The 21,978-nt window shown below is 70.6% G+C and carries 16 protein-coding genes; 14 read left to right on the top strand and 2 right to left on the bottom strand.

Features of this window, described 5'->3' with window-relative positions:
* Positions 1-13 precede the first annotated feature (13 nt).
* The 14 genes from ACGFSH_RS10150 (at position 14) to recQ (ending at position 17,993) form a co-directional block, all read left to right on the top strand.
* Complete coding sequence (locus ACGFSH_RS10150) at positions 14-568, top strand: NADH-quinone oxidoreductase subunit B family protein (protein WP_069769172.1); 555 nt, start codon at positions 14-16, stop codon at positions 566-568.
* On the top strand, positions 565-1,329 hold the full coding sequence (locus ACGFSH_RS10145) for an NADH-quinone oxidoreductase subunit C (protein ID WP_393346747.1): 765 nt from the start codon (positions 565-567) through the stop codon (positions 1,327-1,329). The genes ACGFSH_RS10150 and ACGFSH_RS10145 overlap by 4 nt, the downstream gene beginning before the upstream one ends.
* The gene (locus ACGFSH_RS10140; RefSeq protein WP_393346745.1) at positions 1,326-2,666 is read left to right on the top strand and encodes an NADH-quinone oxidoreductase subunit D; all 1,341 of its coding nucleotides are present in this window, start codon (positions 1,326-1,328) and stop codon (positions 2,664-2,666) included. Before ACGFSH_RS10145 ends, ACGFSH_RS10140 begins: the two co-directional genes overlap by 4 nt.
* Entirely contained in the window at positions 2,663-3,550 is an 888-nt protein-coding gene (gene nuoE / locus ACGFSH_RS10135; RefSeq protein WP_393346744.1) for an NADH-quinone oxidoreductase subunit NuoE, read from the top strand. Before ACGFSH_RS10140 ends, nuoE begins: the two co-directional genes overlap by 4 nt.
* Positions 3,547-4,899, top strand: a complete 1,353-nt coding sequence (gene nuoF / locus ACGFSH_RS10130) for an NADH-quinone oxidoreductase subunit NuoF (RefSeq protein WP_393346742.1) — start codon at positions 3,547-3,549, stop codon at positions 4,897-4,899. Before nuoE ends, nuoF begins: the two co-directional genes overlap by 4 nt.
* Positions 4,896-7,400 carry an NADH-quinone oxidoreductase subunit G gene (locus ACGFSH_RS10125; protein WP_393346740.1) on the top strand — a complete coding sequence of 835 codons (2,505 nt, stop codon included), beginning with the start codon at positions 4,896-4,898 and terminating at the stop codon, positions 7,398-7,400. The genes nuoF and ACGFSH_RS10125 overlap by 4 nt, the downstream gene beginning before the upstream one ends.
* Positions 7,397-8,758, top strand: coding sequence for an NADH-quinone oxidoreductase subunit NuoH (gene nuoH / locus ACGFSH_RS10120; RefSeq protein ID WP_393346738.1), 1,362 nt, complete (start codon positions 7,397-7,399; stop codon positions 8,756-8,758). The genes ACGFSH_RS10125 and nuoH overlap by 4 nt, the downstream gene beginning before the upstream one ends.
* Positions 8,751-9,401, top strand: a complete 651-nt coding sequence (nuoI, locus tag ACGFSH_RS10115) for an NADH-quinone oxidoreductase subunit NuoI (protein WP_393346736.1) — start codon at positions 8,751-8,753, stop codon at positions 9,399-9,401. Before nuoH ends, nuoI begins: the two co-directional genes overlap by 8 nt.
* Positions 9,398-10,240 carry an NADH-quinone oxidoreductase subunit J gene (locus tag ACGFSH_RS10110; protein WP_393346734.1) on the top strand — a complete coding sequence of 281 codons (843 nt, stop codon included), beginning with the start codon at positions 9,398-9,400 and terminating at the stop codon, positions 10,238-10,240. Before nuoI ends, ACGFSH_RS10110 begins: the two co-directional genes overlap by 4 nt.
* Positions 10,237-10,536 carry an NADH-quinone oxidoreductase subunit NuoK gene (gene nuoK / locus ACGFSH_RS10105; RefSeq protein ID WP_242779136.1) on the top strand — a complete coding sequence of 100 codons (300 nt, stop codon included), beginning with the start codon at positions 10,237-10,239 and terminating at the stop codon, positions 10,534-10,536. The genes ACGFSH_RS10110 and nuoK overlap by 4 nt, the downstream gene beginning before the upstream one ends.
* Positions 10,537-10,551: 15 nt before the next feature.
* Positions 10,552-12,516: an NADH-quinone oxidoreductase subunit L gene (nuoL, locus tag ACGFSH_RS10100; protein ID WP_393346731.1), complete on the top strand. Its 1,965-nt coding sequence runs from the start codon at positions 10,552-10,554 to the stop codon at positions 12,514-12,516.
* Between the two features lie 5 nt (positions 12,517-12,521).
* Positions 12,522-14,093: an NADH-quinone oxidoreductase subunit M gene (locus ACGFSH_RS10095; RefSeq protein WP_393346729.1), complete on the top strand. Its 1,572-nt coding sequence runs from the start codon at positions 12,522-12,524 to the stop codon at positions 14,091-14,093.
* Entirely contained in the window at positions 14,090-15,748 is a 1,659-nt protein-coding gene (gene nuoN, locus ACGFSH_RS10090; RefSeq protein WP_393346727.1) for an NADH-quinone oxidoreductase subunit NuoN, read from the top strand. The genes ACGFSH_RS10095 and nuoN overlap by 4 nt, the downstream gene beginning before the upstream one ends.
* 205 nt (positions 15,749-15,953) lie before the next feature.
* Positions 15,954-17,993, top strand: a complete 2,040-nt coding sequence (recQ, locus tag ACGFSH_RS10085; protein WP_393346990.1) for a DNA helicase RecQ — start codon at positions 15,954-15,956, stop codon at positions 17,991-17,993.
* Between the two features lie 216 nt (positions 17,994-18,209).
* Here recQ and ACGFSH_RS10080 read toward each other — a convergent pair whose 3' ends face one another.
* Both ACGFSH_RS10080 and ACGFSH_RS10075 read right to left on the bottom strand, forming a co-directional pair.
* Positions 18,210-21,122, bottom strand: coding sequence for a fumarate reductase/succinate dehydrogenase flavoprotein subunit (locus ACGFSH_RS10080; RefSeq protein WP_393346725.1), 2,913 nt, complete (start codon positions 21,120-21,122; stop codon positions 18,210-18,212).
* Positions 21,123-21,133: 11 nt separating this feature from the next.
* A complete protein-coding gene (locus ACGFSH_RS10075) occupies positions 21,134-21,892 on the bottom strand; it encodes an ABC transporter ATP-binding protein (RefSeq protein WP_393346988.1) in 759 nt (252 codons plus the stop codon).
* Positions 21,893-21,978: the final 86 nt, after the last annotated feature.

The raw sequence follows: 21,978 nt of genomic DNA, 5'->3' as shown, positions 1-21,978 counted from the left end.
GGGCCTTTAAGTCATGGGACTCGAAGAAAAACTGCCGAGCGGCTTCCTGCTGACGACCGTCGAGCAGGCCGCGGGCTGGGTGCGCAAGGCGTCCGTCTTCCCCGCCACCTTCGGCCTCGCCTGCTGTGCCATCGAGATGATGACCACGGGTGCGGGCCGCTACGACCTTGCGCGCTTCGGCATGGAGGTCTTCCGGGGTTCGCCCCGCCAGGCGGACCTGATGATCGTCGCCGGCCGGGTGAGCCAGAAGATGGCGCCGGTGCTGAGGCAGGTCTACGACCAGATGCCGAACCCCAAGTGGGTCATCTCCATGGGCGTGTGCGCCTCCTCCGGCGGCATGTTCAACAACTACGCGATCGTCCAGGGCGTCGACCACATCGTGCCCGTCGACATCTACCTCCCGGGCTGCCCGCCACGCCCCGAGATGCTGATGGACGCGATCCTCAAGCTCCACCAGAAGATCCAGAACACCAAGCTGGGCGTGAACGCCGAGGAGGCGGCCCGCGAGGCGGAGGAAGCGGCGCTCAAGGCCCTGCCTATGATCGAGATGAAGGGGCTGCTGCGGTGAGCGACGCGAACGGCACCCACGGCGCAGACGGCTCCTCGAACGGGGTGAACCCCGAGAAGGACCTCTCCGCCTCCAACCTCCCCGGCCAGCGCGGCCAGGGCGGGGAGGAGGTCCGCGTCCAGCGCGGCATGTTCGGCGCCGCAGGCGGGGGCGACACCTCCGGCTACGGCGGCCTGGTCCGCTCGGTCCGGCTCCCCGGTGCGGCGAACCGCCCCTACGGCGGCTGGTTCGACGAGGTGGCCGACGAACTCGAGGGCGCGCTGGAGGAACAGGGGCTCCTCCCCGAGAACGCGATCGAGAAGACGGTCGTCGACCGCGGTGAACTCACCTTCCACATCGAGCGCGAGCACCTGCTTCGCGTCGCCGCCACCCTGCGCGACGACCCGGCCCTGCGCTTCGAACTGTGCACCGGCGTCTCGGGCGTCCACTACCCCAACGACAAGGGGCGCGAGCTGCACGCCGTCTACCACCTGCGCTCGATCACCCACAACCGGCTGATCCGCCTGGAGGTCAGCGCCCCGGACGCCGACCCGCGCATCCCGTCCCTGGTCTCCGTGTACCCCACGAACGACTGGCACGAGCGCGAGACCTACGACTTCTTCGGGATCGTCTTCGACGGCCACCCGGCGCTGACGCGGATCATGATGCCCGACGACTGGCCGGGCCATCCGCAGCGCAAGGACTACCCCCTCGGCGGCATCCCCGTCGAGTACAAGGGCGCCCAGATTCCGGCTCCGGACCAGCGGAGGTCGTACTCGTGAACCCGCAGTCAGCATCCGCAGCCTCCGCCGCCTCGGCGCGCGAGACCACCGAGGGCACGGTCTACACCGTCACCGGTGGCGACTGGGACGAGGTCGTCCAGTCCGCGGCCCGCGCCGACGACGAGCGCATCGTCGTCAACATGGGCCCCCAGCACCCCTCCACCCACGGAGTGCTCCGCCTCATCCTGGAGATCGAGGGTGAGACGGTCACCGAGGCCCGCTGCGGCATCGGCTACCTCCACACCGGCATCGAGAAGAACCTCGAGTACCGCACGTGGACCCAGGGCACCACGTTCGTGACGCGCATGGACTACCTGACGTCCTTCTTCAACGAGACCGCCTACTGTCTCGCCGTCGAGAAGCTCCTGGGCGTCGAGGACCAGATCACCGAGCGGGCCAAGATCATCCGGGTGCTCCTGATGGAGCTGAACCGGCTCTCCTCCCACCTGGTGTGCATCGCCACCGGCGGCATGGAACTGGGCGCCACCACGATCATGATCTACGGATTCCGTGATCGTGAAATGATTCTCGACATCTACGAGCTCATCACGGGCCTGCGGATGAACCATGCGTACATCCGCCCCGGCGGACTCGCCCAGGACCTGCCGCCCGGCGCGGTGGACCAGATCCGCGAGTTCGTGAAGAAGATGAAGAAGAACCTCCCCGAGTACGACAAGCTCGCCACCGGGAACCCCATCTTCAAGGCCCGCATGCAGGACGTCGGCTACCTCGACCTGGCCGGCTGCATGGCCCTCGGCGCCACCGGCCCGATCCTGCGCTCCACCGGCCTGCCCCACGACCTGCGCAAGACCCAGCCGTACTGCGACTACGAGACGTACGACTTCGACGTCCCGACCGCGGACTCCTGCGACTCCTACGGCCGCTTCCTCATCCGCCTGGAGGAGATGCGGCAGTCGCTGCGGATCGTCGAGCAGTGCCTGGACCGGCTCCAGCCCGGCCCGGTCATGGTCGCCGACCGGAAGATCGCCTGGCCCGCCCAGCTCGCCCTGGGCCCCGACGGTCTCGGCAACTCCCTCGACCACATCAAGAAGATCATGGGCACCTCCATGGAGGCCCTCATCCACCACTTCAAGCTGGTCACCGAGGGCTTCCGCGTACCGCCGGGACAGGCGTACGCGGCGGTCGAGTCGCCCAAGGGCGAACTCGGGGTGCACGCCGTCTCCGACGGAGGCACCCGCCCCTACCGGGTCCATTTCCGGGACCCGTCCTTCACCAACCTTCAGGCCATGGCGGCGATGTGCGAGGGCGGCCAGGTCGCCGACGTCATCGTCGCCGTCGCGTCCATCGACCCCGTGATGGGAGGCGTCGACCGGTGACCACCTCTTCTTCCGAGCGGGGCGTCAGCCTGGGCATGCCCGAACTGCCCGCGCCCGCCTACCCGGACGACGTCCGAGCACGGCTGGAGGCGGACGCGCGCGAGATCATCGCCCGCTACCCCGACTCCCGGTCCGCGCTCCTGCCGCTGCTGCACCTGGTGCAGTCGGAGGAGGGGCACGTCACGCGGACCGGGATGCGGTTCTGCGCGGACGTGCTCGACCTGACGACGGCCGAGGTCACGGCGGTCGCCACCTTCTACACCATGTACCGCCGCCGCCCCAGCGGCGACTACCAGGTGGGCGTGTGCACCAACACGCTGTGCGCGGTGATGGGCGGCGACGCCATCTTCGAGGAGCTCCAGGAGTACCTGGGTGTCGGCAACGGTGAGACCACCGACGACGGGAAGATCACTCTGGAGCACATCGAGTGCAACGCGGCCTGCGACTTCGCGCCGGTCGTGATGGTCAACTGGGAGTTCTTCGACAACCAGACCGTGCAGAGCGCGAAGCGCCTCGTCGACGACCTGCGGATCGGACGCACCGTCTCACCCACGCGCGGTGCGCCGCTGTGCACCTTCAAGGAGACCGCCCGGATCCTGGCGGGCTTCCCCGACGAGCGCGAGGGGGCCGTCGAGGCGAGCGGCGGAGCGGGACCGGCGTCGCTGGTGGGTCTTCGCCTGGCGAGGGGAGAGACCGCACCCGCGCGCGTGGTCCATCCGCGCGACGGCGGCCCGCACGACGAGCCGCAGGACAGGACGCCGGGCGACGCGACGCCGCACGACCCCTCGCCCACCGAGCACCTGAGTTCGCACGACGCGCCGCAGGACACGTCGGCCTCCGACCCCGCCCACCCGGCAGGGCCTACCGCCGAGGAGGGGGAGTGATGACCTTGGCACCCGAGCTGAAAGGCAGCAGCCCCGAGAAGCTGCTCGCACCCGTGCTGTCGGCCTTCTGGGACGAGGACCGGTCCTGGACGCTCGACGTCTACCGGAGGCACGAAGGGTACGAGGGCCTGCGCAAAGCGCTCGCCATGTCGCCGGACGACCTGATCGCCTACGTCAAGGACTCCGGTCTGCGAGGGCGGGGCGGCGCGGGATTCCCCACCGGAATGAAATGGCAGTTCATTCCGCAGGGAGATGGAAAACCGCACTATCTAGTTGTCAACGCCGACGAATCGGAGCCCGGGACCTGCAAGGACATCCCGCTCCTCTTCGCGAACCCGCACAGCCTCATCGAGGGCATCGTGATCGCGTGCTACGCCATCAGGTCGTCTCATGCCTTCATCTATCTTCGCGGTGAAGTCGTCCCGGTTCTGCGGCGGTTGCACGAGGCCGTGCGCGAGGCCTACGCGGCGGGATACCTCGGCGAGAACATCCTGGGCAGCGGACTCGACCTCCAGCTCACCGTGCACGCCGGCGCCGGCGCGTACATCTGCGGTGAGGAGACCGCGCTGCTCGACTCGCTCGAAGGCCGCCGTGGTCAACCGCGGCTCCGTCCCCCCTTTCCTGCGGTCGCGGGCCTCTATGCGTGCCCGACTGTGGTGAATAACGTCGAATCGATCGCGTCAGTTCCCGCCATCCTGCACAAGGGCAAGGAATGGTTCAGGTCGATGGGAAGCGAGAAGTCCCCCGGCTTCACGCTCTACTCCCTCAGCGGCCATGTCGCCAGCCCCGGCCAGTACGAGGCGCCGCTCGGCATCACCCTGCGCCAGCTCCTGGAGATGAGCGGCGGAATGCGCCCCGGGCACCGGCTCAAGTTCTGGACGCCGGGCGGCTCCTCGACGCCGATGTTCACCGACGAGCACCTCGACGTCCCTCTTGACTACGAAGGAGTGGGCGCCGCGGGTTCCATGCTGGGCACGAAAGCCCTTCAGTGCTTCGACGAGACGACGTGCGTCGTGCGGGCCGTGACCCGCTGGACCGAGTTCTACGCCCACGAGTCCTGCGGCAAGTGCACCCCGTGCCGTGAAGGCACCTACTGGCTGGTGCAGTTGCTGAGGGACATCGAGGCCGGCAAGGGCGTCCTGTCCGACCTCGACAAGCTCAACGACATCGCCGACAACATCAACGGCAAGTCCTTCTGCGCCCTCGGCGACGGCGCCGCCTCGCCGATCTTCTCCTCCCTGAAGTACTTCCGCGAGGAGTACGAGGAGCACATCACGGGCCGAGGCTGCCCCTTCGACCCGGCCAGGTCGACGGCCTGGGCGGACAAGCACACGGAGGTGAACGCATGACGGTGACCACCAGCGCTCCCTCCGGAGGCGGCGAGGCGGCGGTCCCGCCGGAAGATCTCGTCACACTGAGCATCGACGGCGCCGAGATCAGCGTGCCCAAGGGCACCCTGGTCATCCGGGCCGCCGAGCAGCTCGGCATCGAGATCCCCCGCTTCTGCGACCACCCCCTCCTCGACCCGGCCGGCGCCTGCCGGCAGTGCATCGTCGAGGTGGAGGGCCAGCGCAAGCCCATGGCGTCCTGCACCATCACCTGCACGGACGGCATGGTGGTGAAGACCCACCTCACCTCGCCCGTGGCCGAGAAGGCGCAGCACGGCGTGATGGAGCTGCTCCTCATCAACCACCCGCTGGACTGTCCGGTCTGCGACAAGGGCGGCGAGTGCCCCCTTCAGAACCAGGCCATGTCGCACGGCCAGGCCGAGTCCCGGTTCGAGGGCCGCAAGCGCACCTACGAGAAGCCCGTCCCGATCTCCACCCAGGTGCTCCTCGACCGCGAGCGGTGCGTGCTGTGCGCCCGCTGCACCCGGTTCTCCAACCAGGTGGCGGGCGACCCGATGATCGAGCTGATCGAGCGGGGCGCGCTCCAGCAGGTCGGCACCGGCGAGGGCGACCCCTTCGAGTCGTACTTCTCCGGCAACACCATCCAGATCTGCCCGGTCGGCGCTCTGACGTCGGCGGCCTACCGGTTCCGCTCCCGGCCCTTCGACCTGGTCTCCTCGCCGTCGGTCTGCGAGCACTGCTCCGGCGGCTGCGCCACCCGCACCGACCACCGGCGCGGCAAGGTCATGCGGCGTCTGGCCGCCGAGGACCCCGAGGTCAACGAGGAGTGGATCTGCGACAAGGGGCGGTTCGCGTTCCGCTACGCGCAACAGCGCGACCGGCTGGACACGCCCCGGGTGCGCAACGCCGAGGGGGACCTCGTGCCGGCCTCCTGGCCGGAGGCGTTGCAGATCGCCGCCCAGGGGCTGCTGGCCTCGCGCGGCAGGACCGGCGTGCTGACCGGCGGCCGGCTCACCGTCGAGGACGCCTACGCGTACAGCAAGTTCGCGCGTGTGGCGCTCGACACCAACGACATCGACTTCCGCGCGCGGGTGCACAGCAGTGAGGAGGCCGACTTCCTGGCCGCCCACGTCGCCGGCCGCGGCCGGGACCTCGACGGCGGGGGCGTCACGTACACCCTCCTGGAGAAGGCGCCCGCGGTCCTGCTGGCCGGGTTCGAGTCGGAGGAGGAGGCGCCCGGCGTCTTCCTGCGGCTGCGCAAGGCCTGGCGCAAGCACGGGCAGCGGGTGTTCTCGCTGGCCACGCATGTCACCCGGGGGCTGGAGAAGGCGGGCGGCACGCTGCTGCCTGCCGCTCCGGGCACCGAGACGGAGTGGCTGGACGCCCTCGCGAGCGGCGTCGGCCTCCAGGACGCGGGCGCCGGGGCCGCCGAGGCGCTGCGGACCCCGGGCGCGCTGATCGTCGTCGGGGAGCGGCTCGCCGGGGTGGCCGGTGCGCTGACCGCCGCGGTGCGGGCGGCCTCGGCGACCGGCGCCCGGCTGGTGTGGATTCCGCGCCGGGCGGGGGAGCGGGGCGCGATCGAGGCGGGCGCCCTGCCGTCGCTGCTGCCGGGCGGCCGTCCGGCCACCGACCCCCGCGCGCGGGACGAGGTCGCCGCGGCCTGGGGCCTGGCCGAACTCCCGCACCGCTACGGCCGGGACACCGGGCAGATCGTCGAGGCGGCGGTGTCCGGCGAACTCCAGGCGCTGCTGGTCGCGGGCGTCGAGGTCGCGGACCTGCCCGACCCGGCACGCGCGCGTGCCGCGCTGGCCGAGGCCGGGTTCGTGGTGTCGCTGGAGCTGCGGCCCGGTGAGGTCACGGAGCACGCCGACGTCGTCCTGCCGGTGGCCGCGGTCGCCGAGAAGGCCGGCGCGTTCCTCAACTGGGAGGGCAGGGTGCGCTTCTTCGACGCGGCGCTGAAGCCCGACCAGATGACCCGGCGCGGGGCTCCGACGGACGCGCGCGTGCTGCAGATGCTCGCCGACGCCATGGACGTCCACCTCGGACTGCCGGACCTGCGCACCGCGCGCGCGGAGCTGGACCGGCTCGGCGCCTGGAGCGGACCGCGCGCCGCCGCCCCCGAGGAGACGGCCGCCCAGCTGCCGCGTCCCGCCGCCGGGGAGGCGGTGCTCGCCGGGCACCGTCTGCTGCTCGACCAGGGTGTCCTCCAGCAGGGCGACGAGGCGCTCGCCGGGACCCGGCACGCCGCACGCGCGCGGGTGTCGGCCGCCACGGCCGCCGAGGCCGGCGTCGAGGACGGCGGCCTGCTCGCGGTGACCGGTCCGGCCGGCGTGGTCGAACTGCCGTTGCAGATCACCGAGATGCCCGACCGGGTGGTGTGGCTGCCGCTGAACTCCACCGGCAGGGGCGTCGCGTCCGACGCCGGGGCCACGCCCGGTTCCCTCGTCCGCATCGGTCCGGCGACGGCCGCCGCCGACGCCCCCAAGGAGGTGGAGGCATGAGCCCGTACTTCGCCGCTGAAGACCTCTCGATGTTCGGCCGCGACCCGTGGTGGCTGGTCGTCGTCAAGGCGGTGTTCTGCTTCGCCTTCCTGATGGTGACCGTGCTGTTCTCCATCGTGTGGGAGCGCAAGGTCGTCGCCTGGATGCAGTTGCGCATCGGCCCCAACCGGCACGGCCCCTGGGGCATGCTTCAGTCGCTCGCCGACGGCATCAAGCTGATGCTGAAGGAAGACCTCATCGTCAAACGCGCGGACAAGGTGGTGTACGTCCTCGCGCCGATCGTGGCGGCCGTCCCGGCCTTCATGGCGATCGCGGTGATCCCCTTCGGGCCGGCGGACAACGAGGTCTCGATCTTCGGCCAGCGCACGACGATGCAGCTCACCGATCTGCCGATCGCGATGCTGTACGTCCTCGCGGTCGCCTCGGTCGGCATCTACGGCATCGTCCTCGCGGGGTGGAGCTCCGGCTCCACCTACCCGCTGCTGGGCGGTCTGCGGTCGTGCGCACAGATGATCTCCTACGAGATCGCCATGGGCGCCGCGTTCGCGTCGGTCTTCCTCTACTCGGGGTCGATGTCGACGTCGACGATCGTCGAGCAGCAGCACGACCGCTGGTACATCCTGCTGCTGCCGGTCTCCTTCATCCTGTACATCGTCACGATGGTCGGCGAGACCAACCGCGCCCCCTTCGACATGCCGGAGTCCGAGGGCGACCTGGTCGGCGGCTTCAACACCGAGTACTCCTCGATCAAGTTCGCGATGTTCATGCTCGCCGAGTACGTGAACATGGTGACGGTCTCCGCGGTGTCGACCACGCTGTTCCTCGGCGGCTGGCGGGCTCCCTGGCCGGTCAGCAGCTTCTGGGAGGGCGCGAACCACGGCTGGTGGCCGATGCTCTGGTTCGTCGTCAAGGTGCAGCTGCTGCTGTTCTTCTTCATCTGGCTGCGCGGCACGCTCCCCCGCGTCCGCTACGACCAGTTGATGAAGCTGGGCTGGAAGGTCCTGATCCCCGTCTCGGTGACGTGGCTGATGCTCGTCGCGACCGTGCGGACGCTGCGCAACGAGAACTACGACTTCGCCGACATCTTCCTCTACGTCGGCGGCGGTGTCCTGGTCCTGCTGCTGCTCTCCTTCGTCGTGGACATGTTCCGCAACGGCGGGAAGAGCGCGCAGGCGCCCGCCGAGCCGGTGGGCTTCGACCCGATGGCGGGCGGGTTCCCCGTGCCGCCGCTGCCGGGGCAGGAGCTTCCGCCGGTGCCCAGGCGCGGTCCGCGCCGGGAGCGGGAGCTCATTGTCAGTGGCGGGGTGGACACTGTGAGTGACGGATCGCGAGACGGAAAGGAGGCGTCCGATGGCTGAGGAGCCCAAGGAGGCCGGGCACACGACGCCCGGTTTCCAGAACCCGGTGGCCGGCTTCGGCGTGACCTTCAAGGCCATGTTCAAGAAGCGGCTGACCGAGCAGTACCCGGAGCAGGAGAAGACCACGGCTCCCCGGTTCCACGGACGGCACCAGCTCAACCGCCATCCGGACGGCCTGGAGAAGTGCGTGGGCTGTGAACTGTGCGCCTGGGCCTGCCCGGCCGACGCCATCTACGTGGAGGGCGCCGACAACACCGACGAGGAGCGCTACTCGCCGGGCGAGCGGTACGGGCGCGTCTACCAGATCAACTACGCCCGGTGCATCCTGTGCGGCCTGTGCATCGAGGCGTGTCCCACGCGCGCGTTGACGATGACGAACGAGTTCGAGCTGGCCGACTCCAGCCGCGCCAACCTGATCTACACCAAGGAGCAGCTGCTCGCCGGCCTCGACGACGGCATGGTGGACTCCCCCCACGCCATCTACCCCGGCACGGACGAACAGGACTACTACCGCGGTCTGGTGACGGAGGCGGCGCCCGGCACCGAGCGCCAGGTCGCGGTCTCCAAGGGTGAGGTCCCGCAGGAAGCCGACTCCACCTTCGGCGCCGACGAGCCCGCCTCGGAGGAGGTGATCCGCCGATGAGCGCGCAGCTCGCCGCCTACTCCACCTCCACCGGTGAGGCCTTCCAGTTCTGGGTGCTCGGCACCGTCGCGGTGATCGGCGCCCTGTGCACCGTGTTCATGCGGAAGGCCGTGCACAGCGCGCTCTGCCTCGCCGGAACCATGATCATCCTGGCGGTCTTCTATCTCGCCAACGGCGCCTATTTCCTGGGCATCGTGCAGATCGTCGTCTACACCGGCGCGATCATGATGCTGTTCCTGTTCGTGGTGATGCTGGTCGGCGTCACCGCCGCGGACTCCCTGAAGGAGACCATCAAGGGGCAGCGCTGGCTGGCCCTGCTCAGCGGCCTCGGTTTCGGCGTCCTGCTGATCGCCGGCATCGGCCACGCCTCCCTGACGGAGTTCGACGGCCTGACCGAGGCGAACGGACACGGCAATGTGGAGGGCCTCGCCGCCCTCATCTTCACCAAGTACGTGTTCGCCTTCGAGATCACCGGCGCCCTGCTCATCACGGCCGCGGTGGGCGCCATGGTGCTCACCCACCGCGAGCGCACCGAACGCGCCCTGACCCAGCGCGAACTCGCCGAGCGGCGGGTGCGCGAGGGCAAGCACGTGCCGCCGCTGCCGGCGCCGGGCGTGTACGCGCGGCACAACGCCGTGGACGTCCAGGGCCTGCTGCCCGACGGAACGCCCTCGGAGCTCACGGTCAGCAGGACGCTGCGCGAGCGCGGTCAGATCAGGGACGTGTCCGCCGAGGCGCTCAGCGACCTCAAGGCCCTGGAGCAGCGCGCCGAGGAGCGCCTGGAGCGGGCCGCGATCGAGCCGCCGCACCTGAAGCGGACGGAGGAGGCGTCGAAGTGAATCCCGTCAACTACCTCTACCTCTCCGCCCTGTTGTTCACGATCGGTGCGACGGGCGTGCTGATCAGGCGCAACGCGATCGTCGTCTTCATGTGCATCGAGCTGATGCTCAACGCCTGCAACCTCGCGTTCGTCACCTTCTCCCGGATGCACGGCAATCTCGACGGCCAGATCATCGCCTTCTTCACGATGGTCGTCGCCGCCGCGGAGGTCGTGGTCGGACTCGCGATCATCGTGTCGCTGTTCCGTTCCCGCCACTCGGCCTCGGTCGACGACGCCAGCCTGATGAAGCTGTAAGGGGTCGGAAGAAACGTGGAGAACCTGATTGCGCTGCTCGTCGCGGCGCCCCTGCTCGGAGCGGCCGTCCTGCTGGTCGGCGGCCGTCGGCTCGACGCCGTCGGCCACTGGATCGGCACGCTCCTGTCGACCGTGTCCTTCGTGCTCGGTCTCGTCCTGTTCGCCGACCTGCTGGGCAGGAGCGCCGAAGACCGGACGCTGACCCAGCACCTGTTCAGCTGGATCCCGGTCGAGGGCTTCCAGGCGGACGTCGGCTTCCGCCTCGACCAGTTGTCGATGACGTTCGTGCTGCTGATCACGGGCGTCGGCTCGCTGATCCACCTGTACTCGGTCGGGTACATGGAGCACGACGAGCGGCGCCGCCGCTTCTTCGGCTACCTGAACCTGTTCCTCGCGGCGATGCTGCTGCTCGTCCTCGCCGACAACTACCTTCTGCTGTACGTCGGCTGGGAGGGGGTGGGCCTCGCGTCCTACCTGCTCATCGGCTTCTGGCAGCACAAGCCCAGCGCCGCCACCGCCGCGAAGAAGGCCTTCCTGGTCAACCGCGTCGGCGACATGGGCCTGTCCATCGCCATCATGCTGATGTTCACCACCTTCGGCACGTTCGCGTTCGGCCCGCTGCTGGGGGCGGAGGGGGAGACCGGCATCGCCGGTGACGCCTCGGAGGGCAAGCTCACGGCCATCGCCCTGATGCTGCTGCTCGCCGCCTGCGGCAAGTCCGCGCAGGTGCCGCTCCAGTCCTGGCTCGGGGACGCGATGGAGGGCCCGACCCCGGTCTCGGCCCTCATCCACGCCGCCACCATGGTCACCGCGGGCGTGTACCTGATCGTCCGGTCGGCCGCGATCTTCAACGGGGCCCCGGACGCGCAGCTGGTCGTCACCGTCGTCGGCGCCGTCACGCTCCTGTTCGGTGCGATCGTCGGTTGCGCGAAGGACGACATCAAGAAGGCGCTGGCCGGCTCGACGATGTCGCAGATCGGCTACATGGTGCTGGCCGCGGGCCTCGGCCCGATCGGCTACGTCTTCGCGATCATGCACCTGGTGACGCACGGCTTCTTCAAGGCCGGCCTGTTCCTCGGCGCCGGTTCGGTCATGCACGGCATGAACGACGAGGTCGACATGCGCAAGTACGGCGGCCTGCGCAAGTACATGCCGGTCACCTTCGTCACCTTCGGACTCGGCTACCTCGCGATCATCGGGTTCCCGGGGCTGTCCGGCTTCTTCTCCAAGGACAAGATCATCGAGGCTGCGTTCGCCAAGGGCGGCGCCGAGGGCTGGATCCTCGGCGCGTGCGCCCTGCTCGGCGCGGCCATCACCGCGTACTACATGACGCGCGTGATGCTGATGACGTTCTTCGGCGAGGAGCGCTGGAGGAACCGGCCCACCCGCTCGCCCGAGGCGCCCAGCGCGGAGCCCGCCGCAGAGCACCACGGCGAGCACGCCGAGCCGCACCCGCACGAGTCGCCCAAGGTCATGACGATCCCCATGATCGTGCTGGCCTTCGGTTCGGTCTTCGCCGGCGGATTCTTCAGCATCGGCGACCGCTTCCTGCACTGGCTGGAACCCGTCACCGGGCACAGCGAGGGCGACTCGCCGCTCAGCGTGGCGACGGTCACCGGAGCGACCATGGTCTGCCTGCTCATCGGCGTCGGCATCGCCTACGCCCAGTACGGCCGCCGTCCCGTCCCCGCCGTCGCCCCGCGCGGGTCGCTGCTCACCCGGGCCGCCCGGCGGGACCTGCTCCAGGACGACTTCAACCACGTCGTCCTGGTACGCGGCGGCGAGCACCTCACACGCTCCCTGGTCTACGTCGACCACACCCTGGTCGACGGCGTCGTCAACGGCACGGCGGCCTCGGTCGGCGGCCTCTCCGGGCGGCTGCGCCGACTGCAGAACGGCTTCGCGCGGTCGTACGCGGTCTCGATGTTCGGCGGTGCGGCACTCCTCGTCGCCGCGACCCTGCTGATGAGGGCGGTCTGATACCGATGTCCTTTCCTCTGCTGACAGCGACGGCGGCGCTCCCCGCGATCGGGGCGGTCGCCACGGCCGCCGTCCCGGCCGCCCGGCGCAACGCCGCCAAAGCACTGGCCCTGCTGTTCTCCCTCGCGACACTGGCCCTCGCCGTCGTCGTCCTGGTCCGCTACGACCCGGACGGCGGCCGCTACCAGCTCACCGAATCCCACTCCTGGATCAAGGATTTCGGGGTCAGGTACGAGCTGGGCGTGGACGGCATCGGGGTCGCGCTCGTCGCGCTGACCGCCCTGCTGATCCCGTTCGTCATCCTCGCGGGCTGGCACGACGCCGATCCTCTGGAGACGGGCAACAAGCGCTGGCGGCCCACGCAGGGCTTCTTCGCCCTGATCCTGGCCGTCGAGGCGATGGTGATCCTCTCCTTCGAGGCCACCGACGTCTTCCTCTTCTACATCTTCTTCGAAGCCATGCTCATCCCGATGTACTTCCTCATCGGCGGCTTCGGGGACCGCGCCCACGAGCACGGCGAGGAGGCGGCGTCCACCCAACGGTCGTACGCGGCCGTGAAGTTCCTCCTGTACAACCTGGTCGGCGGGCTGATCATGCTGGCCGCGGTGATCGGCCTCTACGTGGTCGCCGGAAACTTCTCGCTCACGGAGATCGCCCAGGCCCGCGCCGACGGCACGCTCCACATGGCGACCGGCACGGAACGCTGGCTGTTCCTCGGGTTCTTCTTCGCCTTCGCGGTGAAGGCGCCGCTGTGGCCGCTGCACACCTGGCTGCCCAACGCCATGGGGGAGGCCACCGCCCCGGTCGCCGTCCTCATCACGGCGGTCGTCGACAAGGTGGGCACCTTCGCGATGCTCCGTTTCTGCCTCCAGCTCTTCCCGGAGGCCAGCAAGTGGGCGACGCCCGTCATCCTCGTCCTCGCGGTGATCAGCATCGTCTACGGGGCGCTGCTCGCGGTCGGCCAGCGTGACATCAAGCGGCTGGTGGCGTACGCGTCGATCTCGCACTTCGGGTTCATCATCCTGGGCATCTTCGCGATGACCAGCCAGGGCCAGTCCGGCGCGACGCTGTACATGGTCAACCACGGGATCTCGACGGCCGCCCTGATGCTGGTCGCCGGATTCCTCATCTCGCGGCGCGGCTCGCGGCTCATCGCCGACTACGGCGGGGTGCAGAAGGTCGCCCCGGTGCTCGCCGGCACCTTCCTGATCGGCGGCCTGGCGACGCTGTCGCTGCCGGGGCTCGCGCCGTTCGTGAGCGAGTTCCTCGTCCTGGTCGGCACGTTCTCGCGCTATCCGGCCATCGGCATCGTCGCCACCTTCGGCATCGTGCTCGCCGCGCTCTACACGCTCGTGCTCTACCAGCGGACGATGACCGGCCCGGTGAAACCCGAGGTCTCCGCGATGCCCGACCTGCGCGCGCGGGAACTCGTGGTCGTCACCCCGCTGATCGTGCTGTTGATCTTCCTGGGCGTCTACCCGAAGCCCGTCACCGACATCGTGAACCCGTCGGTCAAGCAGACGCTGTCCGACGTACACAAGAAGGACCCCAAGCCCGAGGTGGAGGCGGCCAAGTGAGCGCATCAGCCGTCCACAGCCTGTGGACAACGGCGGCAACCGCGGCCGACCCGATCTCGAAGATCGACACCCCGAAGATCGAATACGGGCAGCTCTCGCCCACGCTGATCATCCTGGGCGCCGCGATCATCGGAGTGCTGGTCGAGGCGTTCGTGCCGCGCAAGCACCGCTACTACGCACAGCTCTTCGTCTCCGTCGTCGCCCTGATCGCCGCGTTCGCCGCCGTGGTCGCCCTGGCCGCGGACGGATACGGCACCACCAAGGCACGCATCGCGGCCATGGGCGCGATCGCCGTCGACGGGCCCGCCCTCTTCCTGCAGGGCACCATCCTGCTGGCCGCCCTGGTCGGACTGTTCACCTTCGCCGAACGGCGCCTCGACCCCGAGGCGCACGGGGCCCGCGTCGACTCCTTCGCCGCCCAGGCGGCCTCCGTGCCCGGCAGCGAGAGCGAACAGGCCGCCGTCAAGGCCGGGTTCACGACGACCGAGGTCTTCCCGCTGCTCCTCTTCGCGGTCGCCGGAATGCTCGTCTTCCCGTCGGCCAACGACCTGCTGACGCTCTTCATCGCCCTGGAAGTCTTCTCGCTGCCCCTGTACCTCCTGTGCGCCCTGGCCCGCCGCAAGCGGCTCATGTCGCAGGAGGCCGCGGTCAAGTACTTCCTCCTCGGTGCGTTCGCCTCCGCCTTCACCCTCTTCGGCATCGCCCTGCTGTACGGCTACGCGGGCTCGGTGTCGTACGGGACGATCGCCCAGGTCGTCGACGGCACCGTCCAGAACGTCAACCCGGCGCTCGCCGACACCATGGGCAACGACGCACTGCTCCTCGTCGGCGCCGCGATGATCGTCATGGGCCTGCTGTTCAAGGTGGGCGCGGTGCCGTTCCACATGTGGACGCCCGACGTCTACCAGGGCGCTCCCACCCCGGTCACCGGCTTCATGGCCGCGGCGACCAAGGTGGCCGCCTTCGGCGCGCTTCTGCGCCTGCTCTATGTGGTCCTGCCGGGCCTGCGCTGGGACTGGCGGCCGGTGATGTGGGGCGTCGCGATCATCACGATGCTGGGCGGCGCGATCGTCGCGATCACCCAGACCGACATCAAGCGGCTGCTGGCGTACTCGTCCATCGCGCACGCCGGATTCATCCTCGCCGGCGTCATCGCGACCACCCCGGACGGCGTCTCGTCGGTCCTGTTCTATCTGGCCGCGTACTCGTTCGTGACGATCGGCGCCTTCGCCGTGGTCACCCTCGTACGCGACGCCGGCGGAGAGGCCACGCACCTGTCCAAGTGGGCCGGACTCGGACGCAGGTCGCCCTTGGTGGCGGCCGTCTTCGCGGTGTTCCTGCTGGCCTTCGCCGGCATCCCGCTGACCTCCGGTTTCGCCGGGAAGTTCGCCGTGTTCAAGGCGGCGGCGGAGGGCGGTGCGGCCCCGCTGGTCGTGGTCGGCGTGATCTCGTCGGCGATCGCCGCCTTCTTCTACATCCGGGTGATCGTGCTGATGTTCTTCAGCGAGCCGAGGGCCGACGGCCCCACCGTCGCCGTCCCGTCGCCGCTGACGATGATGGCGATCGCGGTGGGAGTGGCGGTCACGCTGGTCCTCGGCGTGGCGCCGCAGTACTTCCTGGACCTGGCGAACCAGGCGGGAGTGTTCGTGCGCTGAGCCACGGCGCCGCCCAGCCGCGGCGGTGCGTACGGTGGGCCCGGTACCTCGGCACGGGGGCCGGGCCCATCCGCGTGGGCGGCCGCCATCCACCGGGCCGTCACGCAGAGTCACCGGAACGGGGCTGTGGATAACTCCGGCGCTGTCAGTCCGGAGCCCTATCGTGGAGGCAGTGGTCGAAGGACGACGTACGGGGGACCAGTCGATGGGCGCGACGGGCGGGATCAGCGAGATGACAGGTATCACCGGGACACCGGAGCGGACCGAGAGCGAGGCACTGGCCACGCTGCACCGGGTCTTCGGGTACGACGCCTTCCGCGGCGAGCAGGAAGCGGTCATCGAACACGTGGTGGCCGGCGGCGACGCGGTCGTCCTCATGCCCACCGGCGGCGGCAAGTCCCTGTGCTATCAGATCCCCGCGCTGGTCAGACCAGGTACAGGTGTCGTCGTCTCCCCGCTGATCGCGCTGATGCAGGACCAGGTGGACGCGCTGCGGGCGCTCGGCGTCAACGCCGGGTTCATGAACTCCACGCAGGACTTCGACGAGCGGCGCGTGGTCGAGGCCGAGTTCCTCGCGGGAGAGCTGGACCTGCTGTACCTGGCGCCCGAGCGGCTGCGGCTTCAGTCCACCCTCGACCTCCTCTCGCGCGGCAAGATCTCCGTGTTCGCGATCGACGAGGCGCACTGCGTGTCCCAGTGGGGCCACGACTTCCGCCCCGACTACCTCTCCCTCTCCCTCCTCGGCGAGCGCTGGCCGGACGTCCCGCGGATCGCGCTCACCGCGACGGCCACCCACGCCACGCACCAGGAGATCACCCAGCGGCTCGCCATGCCGGCGGCCCGCCACTTCGTCGCCAGCTTCGACCGGCCCAACATCCAGTACCGGATCGTGCCGAAGTCCGACCCCAAGAAGCAGCTGCTGAGCTTTCTGCGCGAGGAGCACGCGGGCGACGCGGGCATCGTCTACTGCCTCTCGCGCAACTCCGTCGAGAAGACGGCCGAGTTCCTCACCCGCAACGGCGTCGAGGCCGTGCCCTACCACGCGGGCCTGGACGCGGGCACGCGCGCGGCGCACCAGTCCCGGTTCCTGCGCGAGGACGGCCTGGTCGTCTGCGCGACCATCGCCTTCGGCATGGGCATCGACAAGCCCGACGTCCGGTTCGTCGCCCACCTCGACCTGCCCAAGTCGGTCGAGGGCTACTACCAGGAGACCGGACGCGGCGGACGCGACGGCCTGCCCTCCACCGCATGGATGGCCTACGGCCTCAACGACGTCATCCAGCAGCGCAAGATGATCCAGAGCGGTGAGGGCGACGAGGCCTTCCGCCGGCGGGCCGGCGCCCACCTGGAGTCGATGCTCGCGCTGTGCGAGACCGTCCAGTGCCGACGGGGCCAGCTCCTCGCCTACTTCGGCCAGGAGCCGGACGCGGCGGGCTGCGGCAACTGCGACACCTGCCTCACCCCGCCGGAGACCTGGGACGGCACGGTCGCGGCCCAGAAGGTGCTGTCGACCATCGTGCGGCTGCAACGGGAACGCGGCCAGAAGTTCGGCGCGGTGCAGATCGTCGACATCCTGATGGGCAAGCGCACCGCGAAGGTGATCCAGTTCGACCACGACCAGCTGTCCGTGTTCGGTATCGGCGAGGAACTCACCGAGGGCGAATGGCGAGGAGTCGTCCGGCAGTTGCTGGCCCAGGGGCTGCTGGCGGTCGAAGGGGAGTACGGCACCCTGGTGCTCACGGAGGCCAGCGGCGCGGTACTGCGCCGGGAGCGGGACGTCCCGTTGCGCAAGGAGCCGAAGAAGGCGGCGACGTCGAAGGGGTCGGGCTCCTCGTCCGGCCGGGGCAAGGCCAAGGCCGTCGCGGCCGAGCTGCCCGAGGCGCTCCAGCCAGCCTTCGAGGCCTTGCGCGCCTGGCGCGCCGAGCAGGCCCGTGAGCAGGGCGTACCGGCCTACGTCATCTTCCACGACGCGACGCTGCGCGAGATCGCCCTGGCCTGGCCGACGTCCGTGGAGCAGCTCGGCGGCGTCAGCGGCGTCGGCGAGAGAAAGCTGGCCACGTACGGGGAGGGCGTCCTCGCCGTGCTGGCCTCGCTCGGCGGCCCACCGGACACGGCCGCCGCGGCCCCCACGGCTCCCGCCGCGAGCGCCGACCGTGCAGCCGGCGCCCCCACCCACACGGACCCGGACGACCCGGATCACTGGCCCGAGATGGACGCGGAACCGGAGCCCGAGGACTGGATGTAGCGGGGGCCGGCTTCGGGACCACATGGGGTTCGGTCGGACCGGCGCCTCTGACCGACCGGCGCCTCTGACCGACCGATCCCACCGATCCCACCGGTCCGTCGGGGCGCATGGAGTCGTCAGGGCGCGTCGACTGCCAGGGCTGACCGATCCGACCGACCGGGCGTGCGGTCCTGACCGTCCGGACGGATGTGACCGGGCGTTCCCGGACGGGCCGGTCTACAAGGCCCGGGCGGCGTATGCCCTGACGTCCGCGTCGGCGTCCGTCGTCGCCGTGGCCAGGGCGGCCCGGGCGGCCTCCGTGTCGCGGTGACGGGTCAGGGCCAGGACGGCGGCCTTGCGGACGTCGGCGTTCGGGTCGGCCAGCGCCTTGGCCAGCACGGGAACGGCCGTGTCGGGGTGGGTCACGGACAGTGCGGTCGCGGCGCCCGCCCGTACCTGCCACGCCGGGTCCGACAGCGCGGCCACGGCCCGTACGGCGAGCGGTTCCGGGCAGCCGGTGGCGCCCAGCGCGCCGTAGGCGGCGGCCCGGACCAGGGCATCGGGGTCGTCGACGAGGGCGACGAGAGCCGTGTGCACGGCGTCGGGAGCGGGCCCGGCATCGGCTCCCGGTTCGGCGTCGGCGTCGGCGCCCGCAGCAGTGCCCGCCCCCGTGGCCTCGCCCGCGAGGGTGTCGTTCAGGCGGCCGGCAGCCACCGTGGCCAGGGACTTGGCCATGGCGACGCGGACCTCGCGGGACGGGTCGGCGGTGGCCGCCCGGGCCAGTTCGTCGGCGGCGTCGACGGAGACCAGGGCGCGGACGGCCTCGATGCGGACGGCGATGTCGGCGTCGGCGAGGGCGTCGGCGAAGAGGGCGGCGTCGCCGAGACGCAAGGCGCGCAGCACGTCCAGGGCCGCGGCGCGGACCACCGGGTCGGAGTCGGTCAGTGCGGCGGTGAGCCCGTCGCGCAGGGCCGGCTCGGGCGGCAGGGTCTCGACGAGTTCCCGGAGCGAGGCCGCCGCGGTGGCCCGTACCTCCGAGGTGGGGTCGCGCAGTGCCTGGGCGAGCGCGGGGCCGGTGCCCGACGGCACGGTCTCGGTGAGTACCGCGACGGCCTCACGCCGGACGGCGGGCGCCGGATCGGTCAGGTAGGGGAGCAGGGCGTCGAGTTCGGGTTCCTCCTCGGCGAGGGCCACGAGTTCGAGGAGACGGGAGGAGGAGTGGAGGGCGGAGGACTGGAGGGACGCGGAGTGGAGGGAGGAGGACGACTCGGGGTCGTCGGGACCGGAGCCGGACGCCGAGGCGCCGTTCGCCGTCGAGGCGGCCGCGTCGGGGAGGGACTCGGGGCCGGCGGCGACGGGGGCCACGTCGCGTGAGCCGGCCGTGGCCACGTCCTCGGGGCGGACCTCGCCGAGATGGCGTGAGGGGCCGCCGACGGGGCTGAACTCGTCGACCGGAACCAGATAGGGAGCCACGGGTCTGGCCGTGAACTCCATAGCGCCGGAGGGGGACTTGTGCAGATCGAGGTGGTGGAACCAGGACTCGTCGTCGCGGCGGGGGTGGTCGAGGCGTTCGTGGTAGAGGCCCCAGCGGGACTCGGTGCGGGCCAGGGAGGCGCGCGCGGCCATCTCCGCGCAGTCGCGGATGAAGGAGACCTCGGCGCAGCGCATCAGCTCGTGCGGGGTGCGCGCGCCCATCTCGGCGATGTCGTCCCGCATGCGCTCGAAGGACTCCAGGGCCAGCGACAGCCGCGCGCCCGACTTCGGCGGCGCCACGTAGTCGTTCACGAAGCGGCGCAGCTTGTACTCGACCTGGGGCTGCGGCGGGCCGTCGGGGTTGCGCAGCGGGCGGTAGATCAGCTCGTGCGCCTCGCGCAGCTGGTCGGCGGGCAGCTCACCGTCGTACGCCGTGTACCGGGCCGCGTCCGCGCCCGCGAGGTCGCCGAAGACGAACGCGCCGATCATGTAGTTGTGCGGGACGCAGGCCAGGTCGCCGGCCGCGTACAGGCGGGGGACGGTCGTGCGGGCGTGCTCGTCCACCCGTACGCCGGAGGCCGAGTGGCCGCCGCACAGGCCGATCTCCGAGATGTGCATCTCGATGTCATGGGTGCGGTAGTCGTGACCGCGACCGGAGTGGAAGGTGCCGCGGGTGGGCCGCTCGGTGGAGTGCAGGATCGTCTCCAGGGCGGAGAGCGACTCCTCGGGCAGATGGCTGAGCTTCAGGTAGACGGGGCCGCGGTCGCTGGCGACCTCCGCGGCGAATTCGGCCATCATCTGCCCCGACCAGTAGTCGGAGTCGACGAAGCGCTCGCCGTGCCGGTTGACCTGGTAGCCGCCGAAGGGGTTGGCGACGTAGGCGCACGCGGGACCGTTGTAGTCCTTGATCAGCGGGTTGATCTGGAAGCACTCGATGCCGGTCAGCTCGGCGCCGGCATGGTAGGCCATGGCGTAGCCGTCGCCCGCGTTGGTGGGGTTCTCGTACGTGCCGTACAGGTATCCGGAGGCGGGCAGTCCGAGGCGGCCGCAGGCGCCGGTCGCGAGGACGACGCCGCCCGCGCGGACGGTGACGAACCGTCCGGTGCGGGTGTTGAAGCCGACGGCGCCGATGGCGCGTCCGTCCTCGGGGGAGGTCAGCACCCGCACCGGCATCACCCGGTTCTCGATGCGGATCCGCTCCCGCATCTCGCGCCGCCGCAACTGCCGGTACAGGACCTTCTTGACGTCCTTGCCCTCCGGCATCGGCAGCACGTAGGAGCCGGACCGGTGGACCTGGCGGACCGCGTAGTCGCCGTGTTCGTCCTTCTCGAACTTCACGCCGTACGACTCCAGCCGCTGCACCATGGCGAAACCGCGGGTCGCGGTCTGGCGGACGGTCGCCTGGTCGACGATGCCGTCGTTGGCGCGGGTGATCTCGGCGACGTAGTCGTCGGGCTCGGCCCGGCCTGGGACGACCGCGTTGTTGACGCCGTCCATGCCCATCGCGAGCGCCCCGGAGTGGCGCACGTGCGCCTTCTCCAGGAGGAGTACGCCGGCGCCGCGCTCGGCGGCGGTGAGGGCCGCCATGGTGCCGGCGGTGCCGCCGCCGATGACGAGGACGTCGCAGGTCAGCTCCTCGGCGTCGCCGAGCGCGGGGATCTGCACAGGGGTGTCCACCGGGGTGCCTTTCAGGTGTTCAGTGAGGTCAGGACGGCCCGCCGCAGGGCCACGCGCGCGGGGTCGTCGTGGGCGGCGCGATCGCGGGGGCGCGGCACGTCCCGTACGGCGACGAGGCGGCCCGCCCCGAGGAGTGCCACGCGGTCGCCGAGGAACAGGGCCTCGTCCACGTCGTGGGTGACGAAGACGACGGTCGCGCCCGTGCCGCGCAGTACCTCCACCAGGAGGTCCTGCATGCCGGCGCGGGTCTGGGCGTCGAGGGCGCCGAAGGGTTCGTCCATGAGGACGGCGCGCGGGCCCGCGGCGAGCGCCCGGGCCAGTTGCGCGCGCTGGCGCTGGCCTCCGGAGACGCGGTGCGGCAACTGCCGTGCGCGGTCGGCGAGTCCGACTCGGGTGAGCCAGTCGGCGGCCTGCTTGCGGCGCGTCGCGCGGGGCGTGCCCTGGATGGCGAGGGGGAGTTCGACGTTGGCCAGCAGGGTGCGCCAGGGCAGGAGGGCGTCCTCCTGGAAGACGAGCGCACGGTCCGCGGCGGGTCCGGTGATCGGCCGGCCGTCCTGCTCCACGGCGCCGGCCAGCGCGGGCAGCAGTCCGGCCAGGGTGCGCAGCAGCGTCGACTTGCCGCAGCCGGACGGGCCGACGACGGTGAGGATCTCGCCGGGCGGGACGTCGAGGTCGACGTCGGCCAGGGCGGCGGCGTCGGGACGGCCGAGGGTGGCCGCCCGCAGGGTGAGCCGGGTGCCGCGCTCGGCGGACCCGGTGCTCCCGCGCACGGGCGTGTGGGCGTCGCCGGGGGCGGCGGCACCCGTGTCGTCCAGCACGGTCGCCACGGAGTTCCCACCCGAGGCCCGACCGGGGC

This window comes from Streptomyces sp. NPDC048481, assembly GCF_043200075.1.
Taxonomy (GTDB): Bacteria; Actinomycetota; Actinomycetes; order Streptomycetales; family Streptomycetaceae; genus Streptomyces.
Note: the sequence above shows the minus strand (reverse complement) of the source record. Positions and strands in the feature narration are given on the sequence as shown.